Raw genomic sequence first — 13,801 nt, 5'->3', positions numbered from 1 at the left:
CCGCCGAGCCGACCGCTTCCGCCCGGCGGCGCTGGGCCATGGGCCGTATATTCGGCCCATGGCCCACGGCCCAGTGCGACGGGAGCAGCCTTGGAGATTCTCGCCTTCGGTGTGCAGGCTGACGAGAAACCCCTGATCGAGCAGGCCTTCCGGGGTCACCACGAGGTCCGCTGCCTGGACGTCTTCCTCAACGAGGACACCGCGCCCATCGCGGCCGGCTACGAGGTCGTCTGCACCAGCGTCAACTGCGACCTCGGCAACCACGTCCTGCAGACCCTCGCGGCCGGCGGCACCCGGATGGTGGCCCAGCGCTCCACCGGCTTCAACAACATCGACCTCAAGGTCGCCGAGCGCCTCGCCATGACCGTCTCGCGGGTCTCCTCCTACTCGCCCTACTCCGTGGCCGAGTTCGCCTGGACCCTCGCCATGGCGGTCAACCGCCGTATCGTGCGCGCCTCCACGCGCACGCGTGACTTCGACTTCCGCCTCGACGGCCTGATGGGCCGCGACATGCACGGCCGCACCGCCGGCGTCCTCGGCACCGGAAAGATCGGCGAGGCCTTCGCCCGCATCGCCCACGGCTTCGGCATGAACCTGCTCGGCTGGGACGTCGCCGAGAACCCCGCCTGTATGCAGCTCGGCATGCGCTACGTCGCCAAGGAACGCCTTCTCGCCGAGTCCGACCTGGTCAGCCTGCATGTGCCGCTGATGCCGGAGACCAGTCGGCTGATCGACGCCGATGCCCTGAAGGCGATGAAGGACGACGCGATCCTGATCAACTCCAGCCGCGGCGGCCTCATCGACACCGCGGCCCTCGTCGCCGAACTGCGCGAGGGCCGCTTCACCGGTGTCGGCCTCGACGTCTACGAGGCGGAGGCCGGGCTCTTCTTCCTCGACAAGTCGCTCCAGGCCATCGAGGACGACACCCTGGCCCGGCTCGTCACCTTCCCGAACGTCCTGGTCACCTCGCACCAGGCGTACTACACCGAGGACGCCGTCAGCCAGATCGTCGAGACCACCCTGCGGAACGTCCTCGACTACAAGGCCGCCCGCCGCTCGGAGAACGTGCTCGTGCCCCGCAGCTGACCCACCAGATCACGGACGACGGCGGCGCCGTTCAGCGTCAGGACCGACTCCGGGTGGAACTGCACCCCGGCGAAGCCGGGCCCGCGCACGGCGTGCACCTCGCCGTTGCCGGCCCGGCTGACCTCGATGCCGTGCTCGGCGAGCTCCGCGTGCACCTCGTCGTCGCAGTGCGCCACGAAGCTGTTGTAGAAGCCGACCGTCTCCGGCCGCCCGAACAGGTCGATCGTCGTCTGCGCGCCCTGGTACGGCACTTCCTTGCGCACGATGTCCAGCCCCAGCTCGGCGGCGATCAGCTCATGGCCGAGGCAGACGCCGACCACGCCGTGCCGGTTCGCGCCGATGACCTCGGCCGCGAGCTCCCGCAGGAAGCGCATCTTCGCGTCGTCCAGGTCGGAGGGGTCACCGGGCCCGGGGCCCAGCACGACCGGCCCCTCGTGCGCGAGCGCGGCCTCCCGCAGCCCCGGCTCGTCGTAGCGCCGCACGGTCACCTCCAGGCCGCTGGAGCGCAGCACATGGCCGAGCATCGCCGTGAAGGTGTCCTCGCCGTCGACGACCAGGGCATGCCCGGACAGCTCCTCGGACCGATCCTGCATCCGCAGCCAGAAGGGCGCGAGCGAGGCCCGGCGCCCGTCGAGCGCGGCACGCACGCGTGGATCGTCGGCGAGACACACGCGCGTGTGCTCCTCCCGCGGCCGACCCGGCCGTACGCCCAGGGCCGCCAGCACACCCGCCGCCTTCGCGTGCGTCTCGGCGACCTCGCTCGCCGGATCCGAGCCGCGCACGAGGGTCGCGCCGACCGGCACCCGCAGCCCGCCGTCGGCGTCGATGTCGGCGGTGCGGATGAGGATGGGGGAGTCGAGGGTCTGGGCGCCGCCGGAGTCCCGGCCGATCAGGGCCAGCGCCCCCGCGTAGTACCCGCGCCCGCCGACCTCGTGCCGCTCGATGACCCGGCACGCGTTCTGCACGGGCGATCCGGTCACGGTGGCCGCGAACATGGTCTCCTTCAGGACCTCGCGCACATCCAGCGAGGACTTCCCGCGCAGCTCGTACTCGGTGTGCGCGAGATGCGCCATCTCCTTCAGCCGGGGCCCGACGACGACCCCGCCCATGTCGCCGACCGTGCACATCATCTTGAGCTCCTCGTCGACGACCATCGACAGCTCCTCGATCTCCTTGCCGTCGGCGAGGAAGTCGAGCAGGTGCTCCGGCGTCGGGCCCTCGGCGGGGTAGCGGTACGTCCCGCTGATCGGGTTCATGACGACCGTGCCGCCGGACATCCGCACGTGCACCTCAGGGCTGGCGCCCACCAGTGTCCGCTCCCCGGTGTGCACGACGAACGTCCAGTACGCCCCCCGCTCGCCCTCCAGCAGCCGCCGGAACAGCGCGAGCGCGTCGGCGCGTCCGAACCCCGGGATCTCACCCTCGTACGTCCGCCGGATCACGAAGTTGGCGCCCTCGCCCCGCCCGATCTCGTCCCGCAGCACCCGCCCGACGATCTTCGAGTACTCCTCGTCGGCCACGTCGAAGCCGCCGCCCTCGACGCGCACGTCGTGCGACGGGAGCTGCTCCAGCGCCTCGGCGAGCGGAATGCCGTACGACTCCTCGGGGGTGAGCACCGCAAGGGGCGTGCCGTCGTCGCGGACGTCGAAACCGCGCTCGCGGATCTGCCGGAAGGGGACCAGCGCCAGGCCCTCGTCGGGGAGGTCGGCGAGGCGGTCGCAGGTGGACACCGGACCGATCAGGACCTCGACCGTCTCGCCCTCCTCGACGGCGCGGCCGGGCGCGCGGCGGCGCAGCAGGGCGAACGGGCGGGGATCGTCCAGCAAGCCGAGCAGATTCATGGGTCCGGGCTCCTTCTCCGTGGATCAGTGGGTTCGGCGGAGAGGAGCGGCCCGGGAAACACCGAAGGCCGCCCCTCGGGCGGCCTTCGCGAAGTCTTTCGTACGCGCAGTCAGTGGGCCGCCGGATGAGCGGTCCACCACCAGTTCTGGGTCGAGTGCGCGAACATGCCAGGCACAGTACCTCATGTCCGAGTCGTGTACGCGGTGTCTCAATTGCTGGGCATGGGGCTGGACCCCCGACACGACCCCGTAATGTTGAGGCGTGACCGTGAACGCTAAGACCAGCGCTAGCGCTGGCAACACCTGGCGAGACCTGCCCGCGGCGCAGCAGCCCGAGTACCCCGACACCGAGGCTCTGCGCGCAGTGATCGCGGACCTCGAGTCGTATCCGCCGCTCGTCTTCGCGGGCGAGTGCGACCAGCTGCGCGCCCGGATGGCGGCCGTCGCCAAGGGAGAGGCGTTCCTCCTCCAGGGCGGCGACTGCGCCGAGGCCTTCGACGCGGTGTCCGCCGACCACATCCGCAACAAGCTCAAGACCCTCCTCCAGATGGGCGCCGTGCTGACGTACGCCGCCTCGGTGCCGGTCGTGAAGGTCGGCCGCATCGCCGGCCAGTACTCCAAGCCGCGCTCCAAGGGCACCGAGACCCGCGACGGCGTCACGCTGCCCACCTACCGCGGCGACTCGGTCAACGGCTTCGACTTCAACGAGGCCGCCCGCGTCCCGGACCCCGAGCGCCTGAAGCGGATGTACAACGCCTCCGCCTCCACGCTCAACCTGGTGCGCGCCTTCACCACCGGCGGCTACGCCGACCTGCGCCAGGTGCACGCCTGGAACCAGGACTTCGTGAGGTCGTCCCCGTCCGGCCAGCGCTACGAGCAGCTGGCCCGCGAGATCGACCAGGCGCTGAACTTCATGCACGCCTGCGGGGCCGACCCGGAGGAGTTCCGGACGGTCGAGTTCTACGCCTCGCACGAGGCGCTGCTGCTCGACTACGAGTCCGCGCTGACCAGGGTCGACTCCCGCACGGGGCAGCTGTACGACGTCTCCGGCCACATGGTGTGGATCGGTGAGCGCACCCGGCAGCTGGACCACGCGCACATCGAGTTCGCCTCGAAGATCCGCAACCCGATCGGCGTCAAGCTCGGCCCGACGACGACGGCCGAGGACGCGCTGCAGTACATCGACCGGCTGGACCCCGAGCGTGAGCCGGGCCGGCTGACCTTCATCGTCCGCATGGGCGCGGACAAGGTCCGCGACAAGCTCCCCGAGCTGGTCGAGAAGGTCACGGCGTCCGGCGCCACGGTGGCCTGGGTGACCGACCCGATGCACGGCAACACCTTCGAGGCGGCCTCCGGTCACAAGACCCGCCGCTTCGACGACGTGCTCGACGAGGTCAAGGGCTTCTTCGAGGTCCACAAGGGCCTCGGCACCCACCCCGGCGGCATCCACGTGGAGCTCACCGGCGACGACGTCACGGAGTGCGTGGGCGGCGGCGACGAGATCTTCGTCGACGACCTGCACCAGCGCTACGAGACGGCCTGCGACCCCCGGCTGAACCGCAGCCAGTCGCTTGACCTGGCCTTCCTCGTCGCGGAGATGTACCGGGACCAGTGACGGGGTCGCCTGTTACGGGGACATGAGTGGGGCGCGGATCACATTCGATCCGCGCCCCGCAGCACTTTTGCGGTTCCCGTGAGCCGGGTAAGGTTAGGTTAGCCTCACCGATCAAGGGGATGGCACATCGATCCCGCCGGGAGGTGAACCGCGTGTACGTCTGCAGTTGCTTCGGTGTCACCGAGCAGCAGGTCAAGAAGCACGCGGAGGACGGCGCCTGCACTCCCCGCCAGATAGCCTCGGCCTGCAAGGCCGGCACGGACTGCGGGTCCTGTGTACGCCGCATTCAGGCGATCCTGGGACGGGGCGCGTGCCCTCGTCGTGAGCTGGCCGACCAGGGTCAGCCGATTCTCACCGACCTGGCGGACGCGGCCTAGCCGGGCTGCTCGATCTGCTGCGCGAGGTAGAGCGCCTCTCCGAGCTTCTCGATCAGTTCGAGCTGGGTGTCCAGATAGTCGATGTGGTGCTCCTCGTCCTCGAGGATCGACTCGAAGATGTTCGCCGACGTGATGTCGCCCTTGCTGCGCATCACCTCGATGCCGCGCTTGAGGCGGTCGATCGCCTCCACCTCGACCTGCCGGTCGGCCTGGAACATCTCGGTCACCGTCTGGCCGACCCGGACGTGGAACAGCCGCTGGTAGTTGGGCAGGCCGTCCAGCATGAGGATGCGCTCGGTGAGCTTGTCCGCGTGCTTCATCTCATCGATGGACTCTTCACGCGTGTACTTGGCGAGCTTGGTCCAGCCTTTGTTGTCCTGGATCCGGTAGTGCAGCCAGTACTGGTTGATCGCGGTGAGCTCGCCGGTCAGCTGCTCGTTCAGGAATTCGAGGACCTCGGGGTCGCCCTGCATCGCAGAGGCTCCTTCCAAGCGGGGGAACTGGCAGGTTGCGCCGCATGATTGCACCGGCGGGAAAGATCGTCCAGTAAGTCTTCACTTAGTAAGTAAGTGCATGCTTAGTCCGGTTTGAACTGATTTACGGAGGGTGGGGTCAGGTGCACCCCTTCGGGTCTGTCAGGATGGAGTCATGGGTCAGCCGGTGGAGCGCGAAACTGGAGCAGCAGCACACTCCGAGCTTCCGCCGGGGCAGCGGATGCAGCGCGGCTGGCCGGTCACGCACTACGGTCCGGTCCCGAAGTTCCGGCCCGAACGCTGGGAGTTCAGGGTGTTCGGGGCCACCGCCGACGGCGAGAAGCGCTGCTGGACCCATGAGGAGTTCGCGGGCCTGCCGTACACCACCGTCGTGGCCGATCTGCACTGCGTCACGAAGTTCAGCATGCTCGGTGCGGAGTGGGGCGGCATCCCGGCACGGACGATCCTGGAGCTCGCCCCGCCCGCGCCCGCGGTCACTCATGTGATGGTGTGGGCCGAGTACGGCTTCAGCTCCAACCTCCGCCTCGCCGACTTCGCCTCCGAGCGCACCATCTTCGCCACCCACAAGGACGGCGAACTGCTCACGGCGGAGCACGGTTTCCCGCTCCGTCTGGTCGTCCCCCATCTGTACGCCTGGAAGGGACCCAAGTGGGTCCGGGGCGTGGAGTACATGACCGCCGATCGCCGCGGCTTCTGGGAGGAACGCGGCTATCACAACATCGGCGACCCCTGGCGGGAGCAGCGCTACTCGTACCAGGAAGAGCCCGGGGACGGCCCCGAGCTCTGACTCCTGGTCCCCGCGCCGGGGTTCAGTGGAACTGGTGGACCACCGCGTGGCCCTTGCCGCGGCCGATCATCCACTTGTTGGCCGGCGTGGTCAGGGCGAAGGCGACGGCCAGCGCGATCGCCAGCACCGACCAGAACAGCGGGTCGGCGAGCCCGGCGTCCATGGCGCCCGGCCACAGCACGATCACGCCGTTGTCGACCAGCTCCATCACGGCGATGGACAGGGTGTCCGCCGCCAGCGCGACCTTGAGCGCCGCCCCCGGGCTCAGGCCCGCCCTGAGCACACCGCGCAGGGTGAGCGCGTAGCCGAAGAAGAAGGCCAGGACGATCGCCAGGATCAGCGTCGGCACGTTGCCCCAGCCGAACGCGGTGCCGATCACCATGCCCAGCACCTCGCCGATGGCGCAGCCGGTGAGGCAGTGCAGGGTCGCCTGGGCGGCCATCGCCCAGCTGCCGGCGGCGACCGCCTGCTGATGGTGATCGTGTGCCCTGTGTGCTTCGTGCCGCATCACTGCCCCAATGTCAGGTCACGGTTCCTGCACCGAGCAGGAACCATATACCCCCCTGGGGTATTCCGTGACGGGCTACGAATCGCGAAGTTTTTTCAGCCGCTCCACGTCCGCCGCGTGCCCTTCCTTCCCGCCGGGCGTCTCGATGATCAGCGGTACGCCCTCGGTGGCCGGGTGCGTCATCAGCGCCCGGAACGGGTCCTCACCGATGTGACCTGCGCCGATGTTCGCGTGCCGGTCCTTGTGGGCGCCGACGACGTCCTTGGAGTCATTGGCGTGGATCAGCTTCAGCCGGCCCTCGCCGACGGTGTCCACCAGGAGGTCCAGGGTCTGGTGCATGCCGGACGGGCCGGTCAGGTCGTGGCCGGCGGCGAAGATGTGGCAGGTGTCCAGGCACACGCCCAGCTTCGGATGGGCGTCCAGCGCCTCGAAGTACGGCCCGAAGTCCCAGGTCCGGGAGCAGAGCGAGAAGCCCTGGCCCGCCGTCGACTCCAGCAGCAGGAACGGGTCGTCGTCGTGGGTCAGCTCGTCCAGCAGCGGCAGCATGTGCTCGCGTACCTGCCTCAGGGCCACCGGGCGCTCCCGGCCGCCGGTCGCGCTGCCCGTGTGCACGACCACGCCCAGCGCGCCGATCTCCCGACCGCGCCGCAGCGAGTGCCGCAGCGACTCCACCGACTTCTCGACGGTCGCCTCGGTGTGCGAGCCGAAGTTGATCAGGTACGGCGCGTGCACATACGCCGGGATCGACTCGGCCTCGCACACCGCACGGAACTCCTCGTCCTGCCGCGGGTTCCCGGCGGGGGTGGCCCAGCCGCGCGGGTTGGCGACGAAGACCTGGACGGTCTCGGCCCTGAGGTCGCGGGCGTAGCCGAGCCCGACGGAGGCGAGGCCACCGGCCACGGGGACGTGCCCGCCGACGGGGTTGCGCTGAGTTATCACCGGTCAAGGGTCGCATGGGGGTGGGGCGCTTTCCGCGGTCGGGTGACTGCACCCACCCAGGGGCGCGGGGAACTGCGCGAGCAACTCCCACCGGACCGCAGTCGCCCGACGGCATGAGGTGGCACGTCCATCGGCGCTCGGCGCAGGCCCAGCGCAGCGTCCGTCACCTGATGGTGATCGTGATCGTCGACCCCTTGGGTGCCGTCTCGCCGCCCTGGACCGACTGCTTCTTGACCGTGTCGCCGAACAGGCCGAGCAGACCGCGGTCCTCGTCGACCTCGAAGCCGGCCCCCTCAAGCGCCGCCTTGGCGTCGTCGACGCTGTCGCCGACCACGTCCGGGACCTCGATCATCTCGGGGCCCTTGGACAGCGTCAGCGTCACGGTGTCGCCCTCGGCGGCCTGCTTGCCCTCCGCGGGTGACTGCTGTGCGACCTGGCCCGCGTCGAACTCGGAGTTGACCCGCGCGGAGGCGATCTTCACCTTCAGGCCGGCCTCCTCCAGCTCGGCCCTGGCGTCGGCCGGGTCCTCGCCCGTGACGTCCGGGACGTCCACCGGGCTGCCCTTGCTGACGATCAGCGTGATCGCCGAGCCGGAGCGGACCTCGGTGCCGGTCCCGGGGTCCGAGGAGAGCACGGAGCCCCTGGTGACGTCGTCGCTGAACTCCCGCTTCACCATGCCCGGTTGGAGGCCGCTCTCCTTGAGCTCGGTCCTCGCCTTGGCCAGCGGATAGCCCTCGATGTCGGGCACCTTCACCGTCTCCGGGCCCGCCGAGATGACCAGCTTCACGGAGTCGTTGTGCCGTATGCGGGTGCCGGTGTCCGGGTCCGTGCTGATGACGGTGCCGCGCTTGACGGTGTCGCTGTAGGCGCGCTCCACCTTGCCGACGTCGAGCCCGGCCTCCTCCAGCCGGTCCCGGGCCTGTGCCTCGGTCTTGGACAGCAGCGGCGGGACCTGGGTGAACTGGCCGGAGTTGATGTACCAGACGCCGACGCCGAGGCCGAGGACCAGCAGCACCGCGGCGACGATCATCATCGGGCCGCGCGGCCGGCGCGAGGTGCGCGATCGGTGCGCGGGCGGCGGAGGCGGCGGGCTCTCCAGCCGGCTGGTCCGGTTGAAGTCGGCCCGGGGCTCGTCCCCGTTCACCGGCAGCGGGCGCTGGATGTCGAGTCCGCGCGGGATGACGCTCGTACGGTCGTCGGAGTTGCTGTGCTCCGCCGAGAGTGCCTGCGGCGGCATCGCGTCCAGCTGGTCCGCGCTGAGCCGGGCACGCGTCTCGCGGGCCTGCGCGAGCAGGGCCACGGCGTCGTACGGCCGGATCCGCGGGGAGCGCGCGGTGGCCGACGCGACCAGCTCGTCGAGCTCGTACGCCAGCCCCGGGACGACCGCCGACGGCGGCGGGACGTCCTCGTGCAGGTGCTTGTAGAGCACCACGGCGGGGGAGTCCCCGTCGTGCGGCTTCTCGCCGGTGAGCATCTCGTACAGGACGACACCGCAGGCGTACACGTCGACCCGGGCGTCCGCGGTGCCGGGCTGCTCTATCTGCTCGGGCGCGAGATAGGAGACGGTGCCGAGCACGGCGCCGGTGGTGCTGGTCACGGTGTCCACGGACCGCACGAGGCCGAAGTCGGCGACCTTGACCCGTCCGTCGTCCCCTATCAGGACGTTCTCGGGCTTCATGTCCCGGTGCACGAACCCGGCGCGGTGCGCGGCGCCGAGCGCGGCGAGCACCGGCTCCAGGATGTCGAGGGCGGCCCGGGGCTGGAGCGCCCCGCGGTCACGCAGGACGTCGCGCAGGGTGCAGCCCGCGACGTACTCCATGGCGAGATAGACGTACGACCCGTCGGTGCCCTGGTCGAAGACCTGCACGACATTGGGGTGCGCGAGCCGGGCGACGGACTTCGCCTCCCGGATGAACCGCTCGACGAACACCCCGTCGACCGCCAGCGCGGGGTGCATCACCTTGAGCGCGAGCACGCGGTCCAGACGGGTGTCCAGGGCCCGGTAGACCGTGGCCATCCCGCCGACCGCGATCCGCGCGTCCACGCGATACCGGCCGTCGAGCACCTGCCCGACCAAGGGGTCCTGAAGGGTCGTATCCACGCAGGCGAGTGTACGAGCCGACGCTGACAGTCCCGCCCGTTCGGACGTGATCGGAGCGGGACTGGAGCCGACCTGTGACGGATGCCTCACTGGCCGGATGACTTCGTCGAACACGCGTTCAGAACGCGGGGCGTTCCGGATCCAGCCGTGCCATCCCCGCCAGCGGAGAGGACGCCTCGGCGAAGTGACGGCGCGGGATCCGGCCCGCCCGGTACGCCAGCCGCCCCGCCTCCACCGCGTGCCGCATCGCGTCGGCCATCAGCACCGGCTCCTGCGCCCGCGTCACGGCCGAGGCGAGCATCACGCCCGCGCACCCCAGCTCCATCGCGAGCGCCGCGTCCGACGCCGTACCGGCGCCCGCGTCCAGGATCACCGGCACCTGCGCGTGCTCCACGATCAGCTGGAAGTTGTGCGGGTTGCGGATGCCGAGCCCCGACCCGATCGGGGAGCCGAGCGGCATGATCGCGGCGCAGCCGGCGTCCTGGAGCCTGCGCGCCAGCACCGGGTCGTCGTTCGTGTACGGCAGCACCGTGAAACCGTCGTCCACCAGCGTCTCCGCCGCGTCCAGCAGCTCGATCGGATCCGGCAGCAGCGTCCGCTCGTCGGCGATGACCTCCAGCTTGATCAGATCCGTGCCGAGCGCCTCGCGCGCGAGGCGGGCCGTCAGCACGGCCTCTCCGGCGGTGAAGCACCCCGCGGTGTTCGGCAGCACCCGGATCCCGAGCCTCTCCAGCACGGACAGCACCGAGCCGTGCACCGAGGCGTCGACCCGCCGCATCGCGACGGTCGTCAGCTCCGTCCCGGACGCCACGAGAGCCCGCTCCAGGACGTCCGGGCTGGGCGCGCCGCCGGTGCCCATGATCAGGCGGGACGCGAAGGACGTACCGCCGATGACAAAGGGATCGTCGGCCATGGTTCAGCCTCCTTGGACGGCGGTGAGGACCTCGACGCGGTCGCCCTCGGAGAGGGGCGTCGACGGCCACTGCGCGCGCGGGACGACGGTTTCGTTGAGGGCGGCGGCCACTCCGGAGGGCGCCGTGGTGACGGACGAGACGAGCGTGTCGAGAGCCGTGCCCGGCTCGATGTGCCGGCGCTCGCCGTTGACCGAGATGGTGACCTGGACGCTCATGCGGGCTGCTCCGTGAGTGCGGCGGGACTGAAGCGCCTCGGCGTGAACGCGCGTGCCTCCTCCGGCAGTTCACCGGTGGCCAGGACGTGCGCCAGGGCGTCCCCGGTGACGGGCGTGAGCAGCACGCCGTTGCGGTAGTGCCCGGTGGCCAGCGACAGCCCGGCCAGTTCGGTCGGGCCGAGCAGCGGCGCGTTGTCGGGGGAGCCGGGGCGCAGACCCGCCCGCGTCTCGGTGAGCGGCAGTTCGGTGATGCCCGGCACCAACTCGTGGGCGTCGCGCAGCAGCTCATAGACGCCGCCCGCGGTCACCGTCGTGTCCCAGCCCAGCTCCTCGCTCGTCGCGCCCACGACCAGCTCGCCGTTCTCGCGCGGCACCAGGTAGACCTGGCTGCCGCGCACCACGGCCCGCACGGTCCGGCTCAGGAACGGCGCGTACCGCTGCGGCACGGTCAGCCGCAGCACCTGCCCCTTCACCGGCCGCACGGGCGGCACCGCGGCGTCGGGGACGCCCGCGAGCCGCCCGCTGAGGCTGCCGGCGGCGAGGACCACCTGGTCCGCGGTCAGAGCGGTGCCGTCCGTCGTGGTGACTCCGGTGGCCCGGTCCCGTACGACGTCGACGCGCTCGGCCCAGGCGCGGTGGAGGACCACACCGGCCCGCTCGCACGCGGCGAGCAGCGCCCCGGTCAGCCGCCGCGGGTCGATCTGGTGGTCGCCGTCCACCCGCAGTCCGCCGCGCACGCCCGGCGCGAGCATCGGCTCCAGGCGCCGGCACTCGCGCCCGGACAACCACTCGGAGTCCAGCCCGGACTGGCGCTGCAGGGCGTGCAGTTCGCGCAGATGGGCGCGGTCGTCGGCGTCCAGCGCGACGGCGAGGGTGCCGCACCGGCGGTAGCCGAGGTCGTGGCCGGTGACGTCGGTGAGCTCGGCCGCGAAGTCCGGGTAGCGGCGGGCCGAGGCGAGGTTCAGGCCGAGCAGGGTCTGCTCGCCGTAGTGCAGTTCCGTGACGGCGGCCAGCATTCCCGCGGCCACCTGGGCGGCCCCGCCGCCCGGCTCCGGGTCCACCACCGCCGTGGCGAACCCGCGCTGCGCGGCCCGCCACGCCGTGACCAGGCCGATGATTCCGCCCCCGATGACGAGGACGTCTGACGTTCGCGTACGCGACATGGGCGTCCAGCCCCTCCCTTCGCCGGCATGACCCGGATCAGGTTCGTACGGTCGGAGGCCGCCAGCCTCCCTCTCAGCCCGGTGCGTCCGGGCTCCCGCGAGTGCTCTACGTTGGCCACCCTAGCCCGCCCGTGTCTGTCTCAGTAAGGGAGCCCGTGCCCATGGCCCGCTCGCTCGACGGTCTCGTCCTGGCGCCCGTCGCCGACCAGGCACCAGGTCAGGTGGGTACCCGCACCCGGTTCGCGTACCACGAGAAGGACGGCGAGATCTGGGCCGAGTACGCCGGCGGGGACGTCGTGCGCGGGCATCTCGTGGGCACCCGGGACGGCGACCGGCTGGACTTCCGGTACGTGCAGCTGAAGCGGGACGGGGCGACGTCCTCGGGGCACTGCGTGTCGACCGTGGTCGAGCTCGCCGACGGGCGGGTGCGGCTGGAGGAGACCTGGGAGTGGGAGTCGCAGACCGGCAGCGGCACCAGCGTTGTGGAGCAGGTCACTGAGCACGACTCCTGACTGACGAATTGTCAGTTGTCTATGGTGATCAGGTGAGCGAGCAGACGACGCAGTCGCAGCGGTCAGTGGTCGTCGCCGGCGCCGGCATGGCCGGTGTGCAGACGGCGGTGGCCCTGCGCGAACAGGGCTTCACCGGAACCGTCACGCTGATCGGCGCCGAGCCCCACCAGCCGTACGACCGGCCGCCCCTGTCCAAGGCGGTGCTGCTCGGCAAGGCCGAGGGATCCGCCTTCGACGTCGACTTCGAGTCGCTCGGCATCGACCTGCGCCTGGGGCGCGAGGTGCTGGGCGTCCGCGTCGCCGACCGCGAACTGGACACCGAGGCCGGGCCCGTCCCGTACGACGTCCTCGTGCTGGCCACCGGCGCCGAACCGATCCGGCTGCCGGGCGTGGAGGGCGTGCCCGGCGTGCATCTGCTGCGCACCCTGGACGACGCCGAGCGGCTGCGCCCGGTGCTCGCCCGGCAGCACGACATCGTGGTGGTCGGCGCGGGCTGGATCGGCGCGGAGTTCGCGACGGCCGCGCGCGAGGCGGGGTGCGCGGTGACGGTCGTGGAGGCCGCCGACCGGCCGCTGGCGGGGGCACTGCCCGCGGAGGTGGCCGCGCCGATGACCGCCTGGTACGCGGAGAGCGGGGCGGTCCTGCGCACGCACACGCGCGTGGCGGCCGTCGAGCCCGGCGCGGTGATCCTCGACGACGGCTCGCGGGTGCCCGCGGGCGCGGTCGTGGTCGGCATCGGGGCCCGGCCCGCCACGGCCTGGCTGGCCGGCTCGGGCATCGAGCTCGGTGCGCACGGCGAGGTCGTCGCCGACGAGCGGCTGCGCACCTCGGTGCCGGACGTCTACGCGGTCGGCGACTGCGCGTCCTTCCCCTCCGGGCGCTACGGCGAGCGGTTGCTGGTCCACCACTGGGACAACGCCCTCCAGGGCCCGCGCACGGTCGCCGCCGACATCCTCGGCCAGAGCCCGGCGGTCTACGACCCGGTGCCGTACTTCTGGTCCGAGCAGTTCGGCCGTTTCGTGCAGTACGCCGGTCATCACGCCGCCGCCGACACGACCCTGTGGCGCGGCGACCCGTCGGGCCCGGCGTGGTCGGTCTGCTGGCTGCGCGGCGACCGCCTCGTCGCCCTGTTGGCGGTGGGCCGGCCGAGGGATCTCGCGCAGGGGCGGCGACTGATCGAGTCGGGCACGCCGATGGACACCGAGCTGATGACGGACCCGGCACGCCCGTTGAAGGCCGCGACGGCCTA

At 71.2% G+C, this 13,801-nt stretch carries 15 protein-coding genes and 1 riboswitch; of the genes, 6 read left to right on the top strand and 9 right to left on the bottom strand.

The annotated features are described in order from the left end of the window. Positions 1–90 precede the first annotated feature (90 nt). Positions 91–1,086 carry a 2-hydroxyacid dehydrogenase gene (locus AC3ETA_RS43650; protein WP_432198464.1) on the top strand — a complete coding sequence of 332 codons (996 nt, stop codon included), beginning with the start codon at positions 91–93 and terminating at the stop codon, positions 1,084–1,086. Here the strand turns inward: AC3ETA_RS43650 and AC3ETA_RS43645 are convergent. Together AC3ETA_RS43645 and AC3ETA_RS43640 are read right to left on the bottom strand one after the other, a co-directional pair. Then, on the bottom strand, positions 1,038–2,927 hold the full coding sequence (locus tag AC3ETA_RS43645) for an anthranilate synthase family protein (RefSeq protein ID WP_432198463.1): 1,890 nt from the start codon (positions 2,925–2,927) through the stop codon (positions 1,038–1,040). The genes AC3ETA_RS43650 and AC3ETA_RS43645 overlap by 49 nt on opposite strands. 110 nt (positions 2,928–3,037) lie before the next feature. Then, a complete protein-coding gene (locus AC3ETA_RS43640) occupies positions 3,038–3,094 on the bottom strand; it encodes a trp operon leader peptide (protein WP_071528813.1) in 57 nt (18 codons plus the stop codon). 95 nt (positions 3,095–3,189) lie between these two features. Here AC3ETA_RS43640 and AC3ETA_RS43635 point away from each other — a divergent pair, with 95 nt between their 5' ends. Next, positions 3,190–4,542: a class II 3-deoxy-7-phosphoheptulonate synthase gene (locus AC3ETA_RS43635; protein WP_432198462.1), complete on the top strand. Its 1,353-nt coding sequence runs from the start codon at positions 3,190–3,192 to the stop codon at positions 4,540–4,542. A 143-nt stretch (positions 4,543–4,685) separates the two neighbouring features. After that, complete coding sequence (locus AC3ETA_RS43630) at positions 4,686–4,919, top strand: (2Fe-2S)-binding protein (RefSeq protein ID WP_163017032.1); 234 nt, start codon at positions 4,686–4,688, stop codon at positions 4,917–4,919. Here the strand turns inward: AC3ETA_RS43630 and bfr are convergent. Further along, positions 4,916–5,392 carry a bacterioferritin gene (bfr, locus tag AC3ETA_RS43625; protein ID WP_432198461.1) on the bottom strand — a complete coding sequence of 159 codons (477 nt, stop codon included), beginning with the start codon at positions 5,390–5,392 and terminating at the stop codon, positions 4,916–4,918. The two genes, AC3ETA_RS43630 and bfr, sit on opposite strands and share 4 nt — an antisense overlap. Before the next feature lie 175 nt (positions 5,393–5,567). Here bfr and AC3ETA_RS43620 point away from each other — a divergent pair, with 175 nt between their 5' ends. Beyond that, a complete protein-coding gene (locus AC3ETA_RS43620) occupies positions 5,568–6,200 on the top strand; it encodes a sulfite oxidase-like oxidoreductase (protein ID WP_107907026.1) in 633 nt (210 codons plus the stop codon). 22 nt (positions 6,201–6,222) lie between these two features. Here AC3ETA_RS43620 and AC3ETA_RS43615 read toward each other — a convergent pair whose 3' ends face one another. From AC3ETA_RS43615 to thiO, 6 genes are all read right to left on the bottom strand, one after another. Continuing rightward, positions 6,223–6,708 (bottom strand): DUF4396 domain-containing protein, encoded by a 486-nt coding sequence (locus AC3ETA_RS43615; RefSeq protein ID WP_432198460.1) that lies wholly within the window; start codon positions 6,706–6,708, stop codon positions 6,223–6,225. Between the two features lie 75 nt (positions 6,709–6,783). Further along, positions 6,784–7,647 carry a deoxyribonuclease IV gene (locus AC3ETA_RS43610; protein ID WP_432198459.1) on the bottom strand — a complete coding sequence of 288 codons (864 nt, stop codon included), beginning with the start codon at positions 7,645–7,647 and terminating at the stop codon, positions 6,784–6,786. 163 nt (positions 7,648–7,810) lie between these two features. Next, positions 7,811–9,748, bottom strand: coding sequence for a Stk1 family PASTA domain-containing Ser/Thr kinase (pknB, locus tag AC3ETA_RS43605; protein WP_432198458.1), 1,938 nt, complete (start codon positions 9,746–9,748; stop codon positions 7,811–7,813). A 118-nt stretch (positions 9,749–9,866) separates the two neighbouring features. Next, entirely contained in the window at positions 9,867–10,661 is a 795-nt protein-coding gene (locus AC3ETA_RS43600; RefSeq protein ID WP_432198457.1) for a thiazole synthase, read from the bottom strand. 3 nt (positions 10,662–10,664) lie between these two features. Beyond that, the gene (gene thiS / locus AC3ETA_RS43595) at positions 10,665–10,877 is read right to left on the bottom strand and encodes a sulfur carrier protein ThiS (protein ID WP_432198456.1); all 213 of its coding nucleotides are present in this window, start codon (positions 10,875–10,877) and stop codon (positions 10,665–10,667) included. Then, a complete protein-coding gene (thiO, locus tag AC3ETA_RS43590) occupies positions 10,874–12,040 on the bottom strand; it encodes a glycine oxidase ThiO (RefSeq protein WP_432198455.1) in 1,167 nt (388 codons plus the stop codon). The genes thiS and thiO overlap by 4 nt, the downstream gene beginning before the upstream one ends. Beyond that, a riboswitch (TPP riboswitch) is annotated at positions 12,038–12,149 on the bottom strand. (Overlaps the previous gene by 3 nt.) A gap of 52 nt (positions 12,150–12,201) precedes the next feature. Between thiO and AC3ETA_RS43585 the strand changes: the two genes are divergently transcribed. Next, the gene (locus AC3ETA_RS43585; protein WP_432198454.1) at positions 12,202–12,552 is read left to right on the top strand and encodes an avidin-fold protein; all 351 of its coding nucleotides are present in this window, start codon (positions 12,202–12,204) and stop codon (positions 12,550–12,552) included. Positions 12,553–12,638: 86 nt separating this feature from the next. After that, positions 12,639–13,801: NAD(P)/FAD-dependent oxidoreductase (locus tag AC3ETA_RS43580; RefSeq protein ID WP_432198493.1), on the top strand; the 1,163-nt coding region annotated here is incomplete at its 3' end.

Source organism: Streptomyces sp. bgisy027 (assembly GCF_057710365.1).
This window is presented reverse-complemented; position numbering and strand designations above follow the sequence as displayed.

Bases quoted from the DNA above. Each gene is read 5' to 3' on its own strand.
- bfr (WP_432198461.1), bottom strand. From the start codon at position 5,392: ATGCAGGGCGACCCCGAGGTCCTCGAATTCCTGAACGAGCAGCTGACC.
- AC3ETA_RS43585 (WP_432198454.1), top strand. From the start codon at position 12,202: ATGGCCCGCTCGCTCGACGGTCTCGTCCTGGCGCCCGTCGCCGACCAG.
- AC3ETA_RS43620 (WP_107907026.1), top strand. From the start codon at position 5,568: ATGGGTCAGCCGGTGGAGCGCGAAACTGGAGCAGCAGCACACTCCGAG.
- AC3ETA_RS43615 (WP_432198460.1), bottom strand. From the start codon at position 6,708: ATGCGGCACGAAGCACACAGGGCACACGATCACCATCAGCAGGCGGTC.
- AC3ETA_RS43645 (WP_432198463.1), bottom strand. From the start codon at position 2,927: ATGAATCTGCTCGGCTTGCTGGACGATCCCCGCCCGTTCGCCCTGCTG.
- AC3ETA_RS43600 (WP_432198457.1), bottom strand. From the start codon at position 10,661: ATGGCCGACGATCCCTTTGTCATCGGCGGTACGTCCTTCGCGTCCCGC.
- thiS (WP_432198456.1), bottom strand. From the start codon at position 10,877: ATGAGCGTCCAGGTCACCATCTCGGTCAACGGCGAGCGCCGGCACATC.
- thiO (WP_432198455.1), bottom strand. From the start codon at position 12,040: ATGTCGCGTACGCGAACGTCAGACGTCCTCGTCATCGGGGGCGGAATC.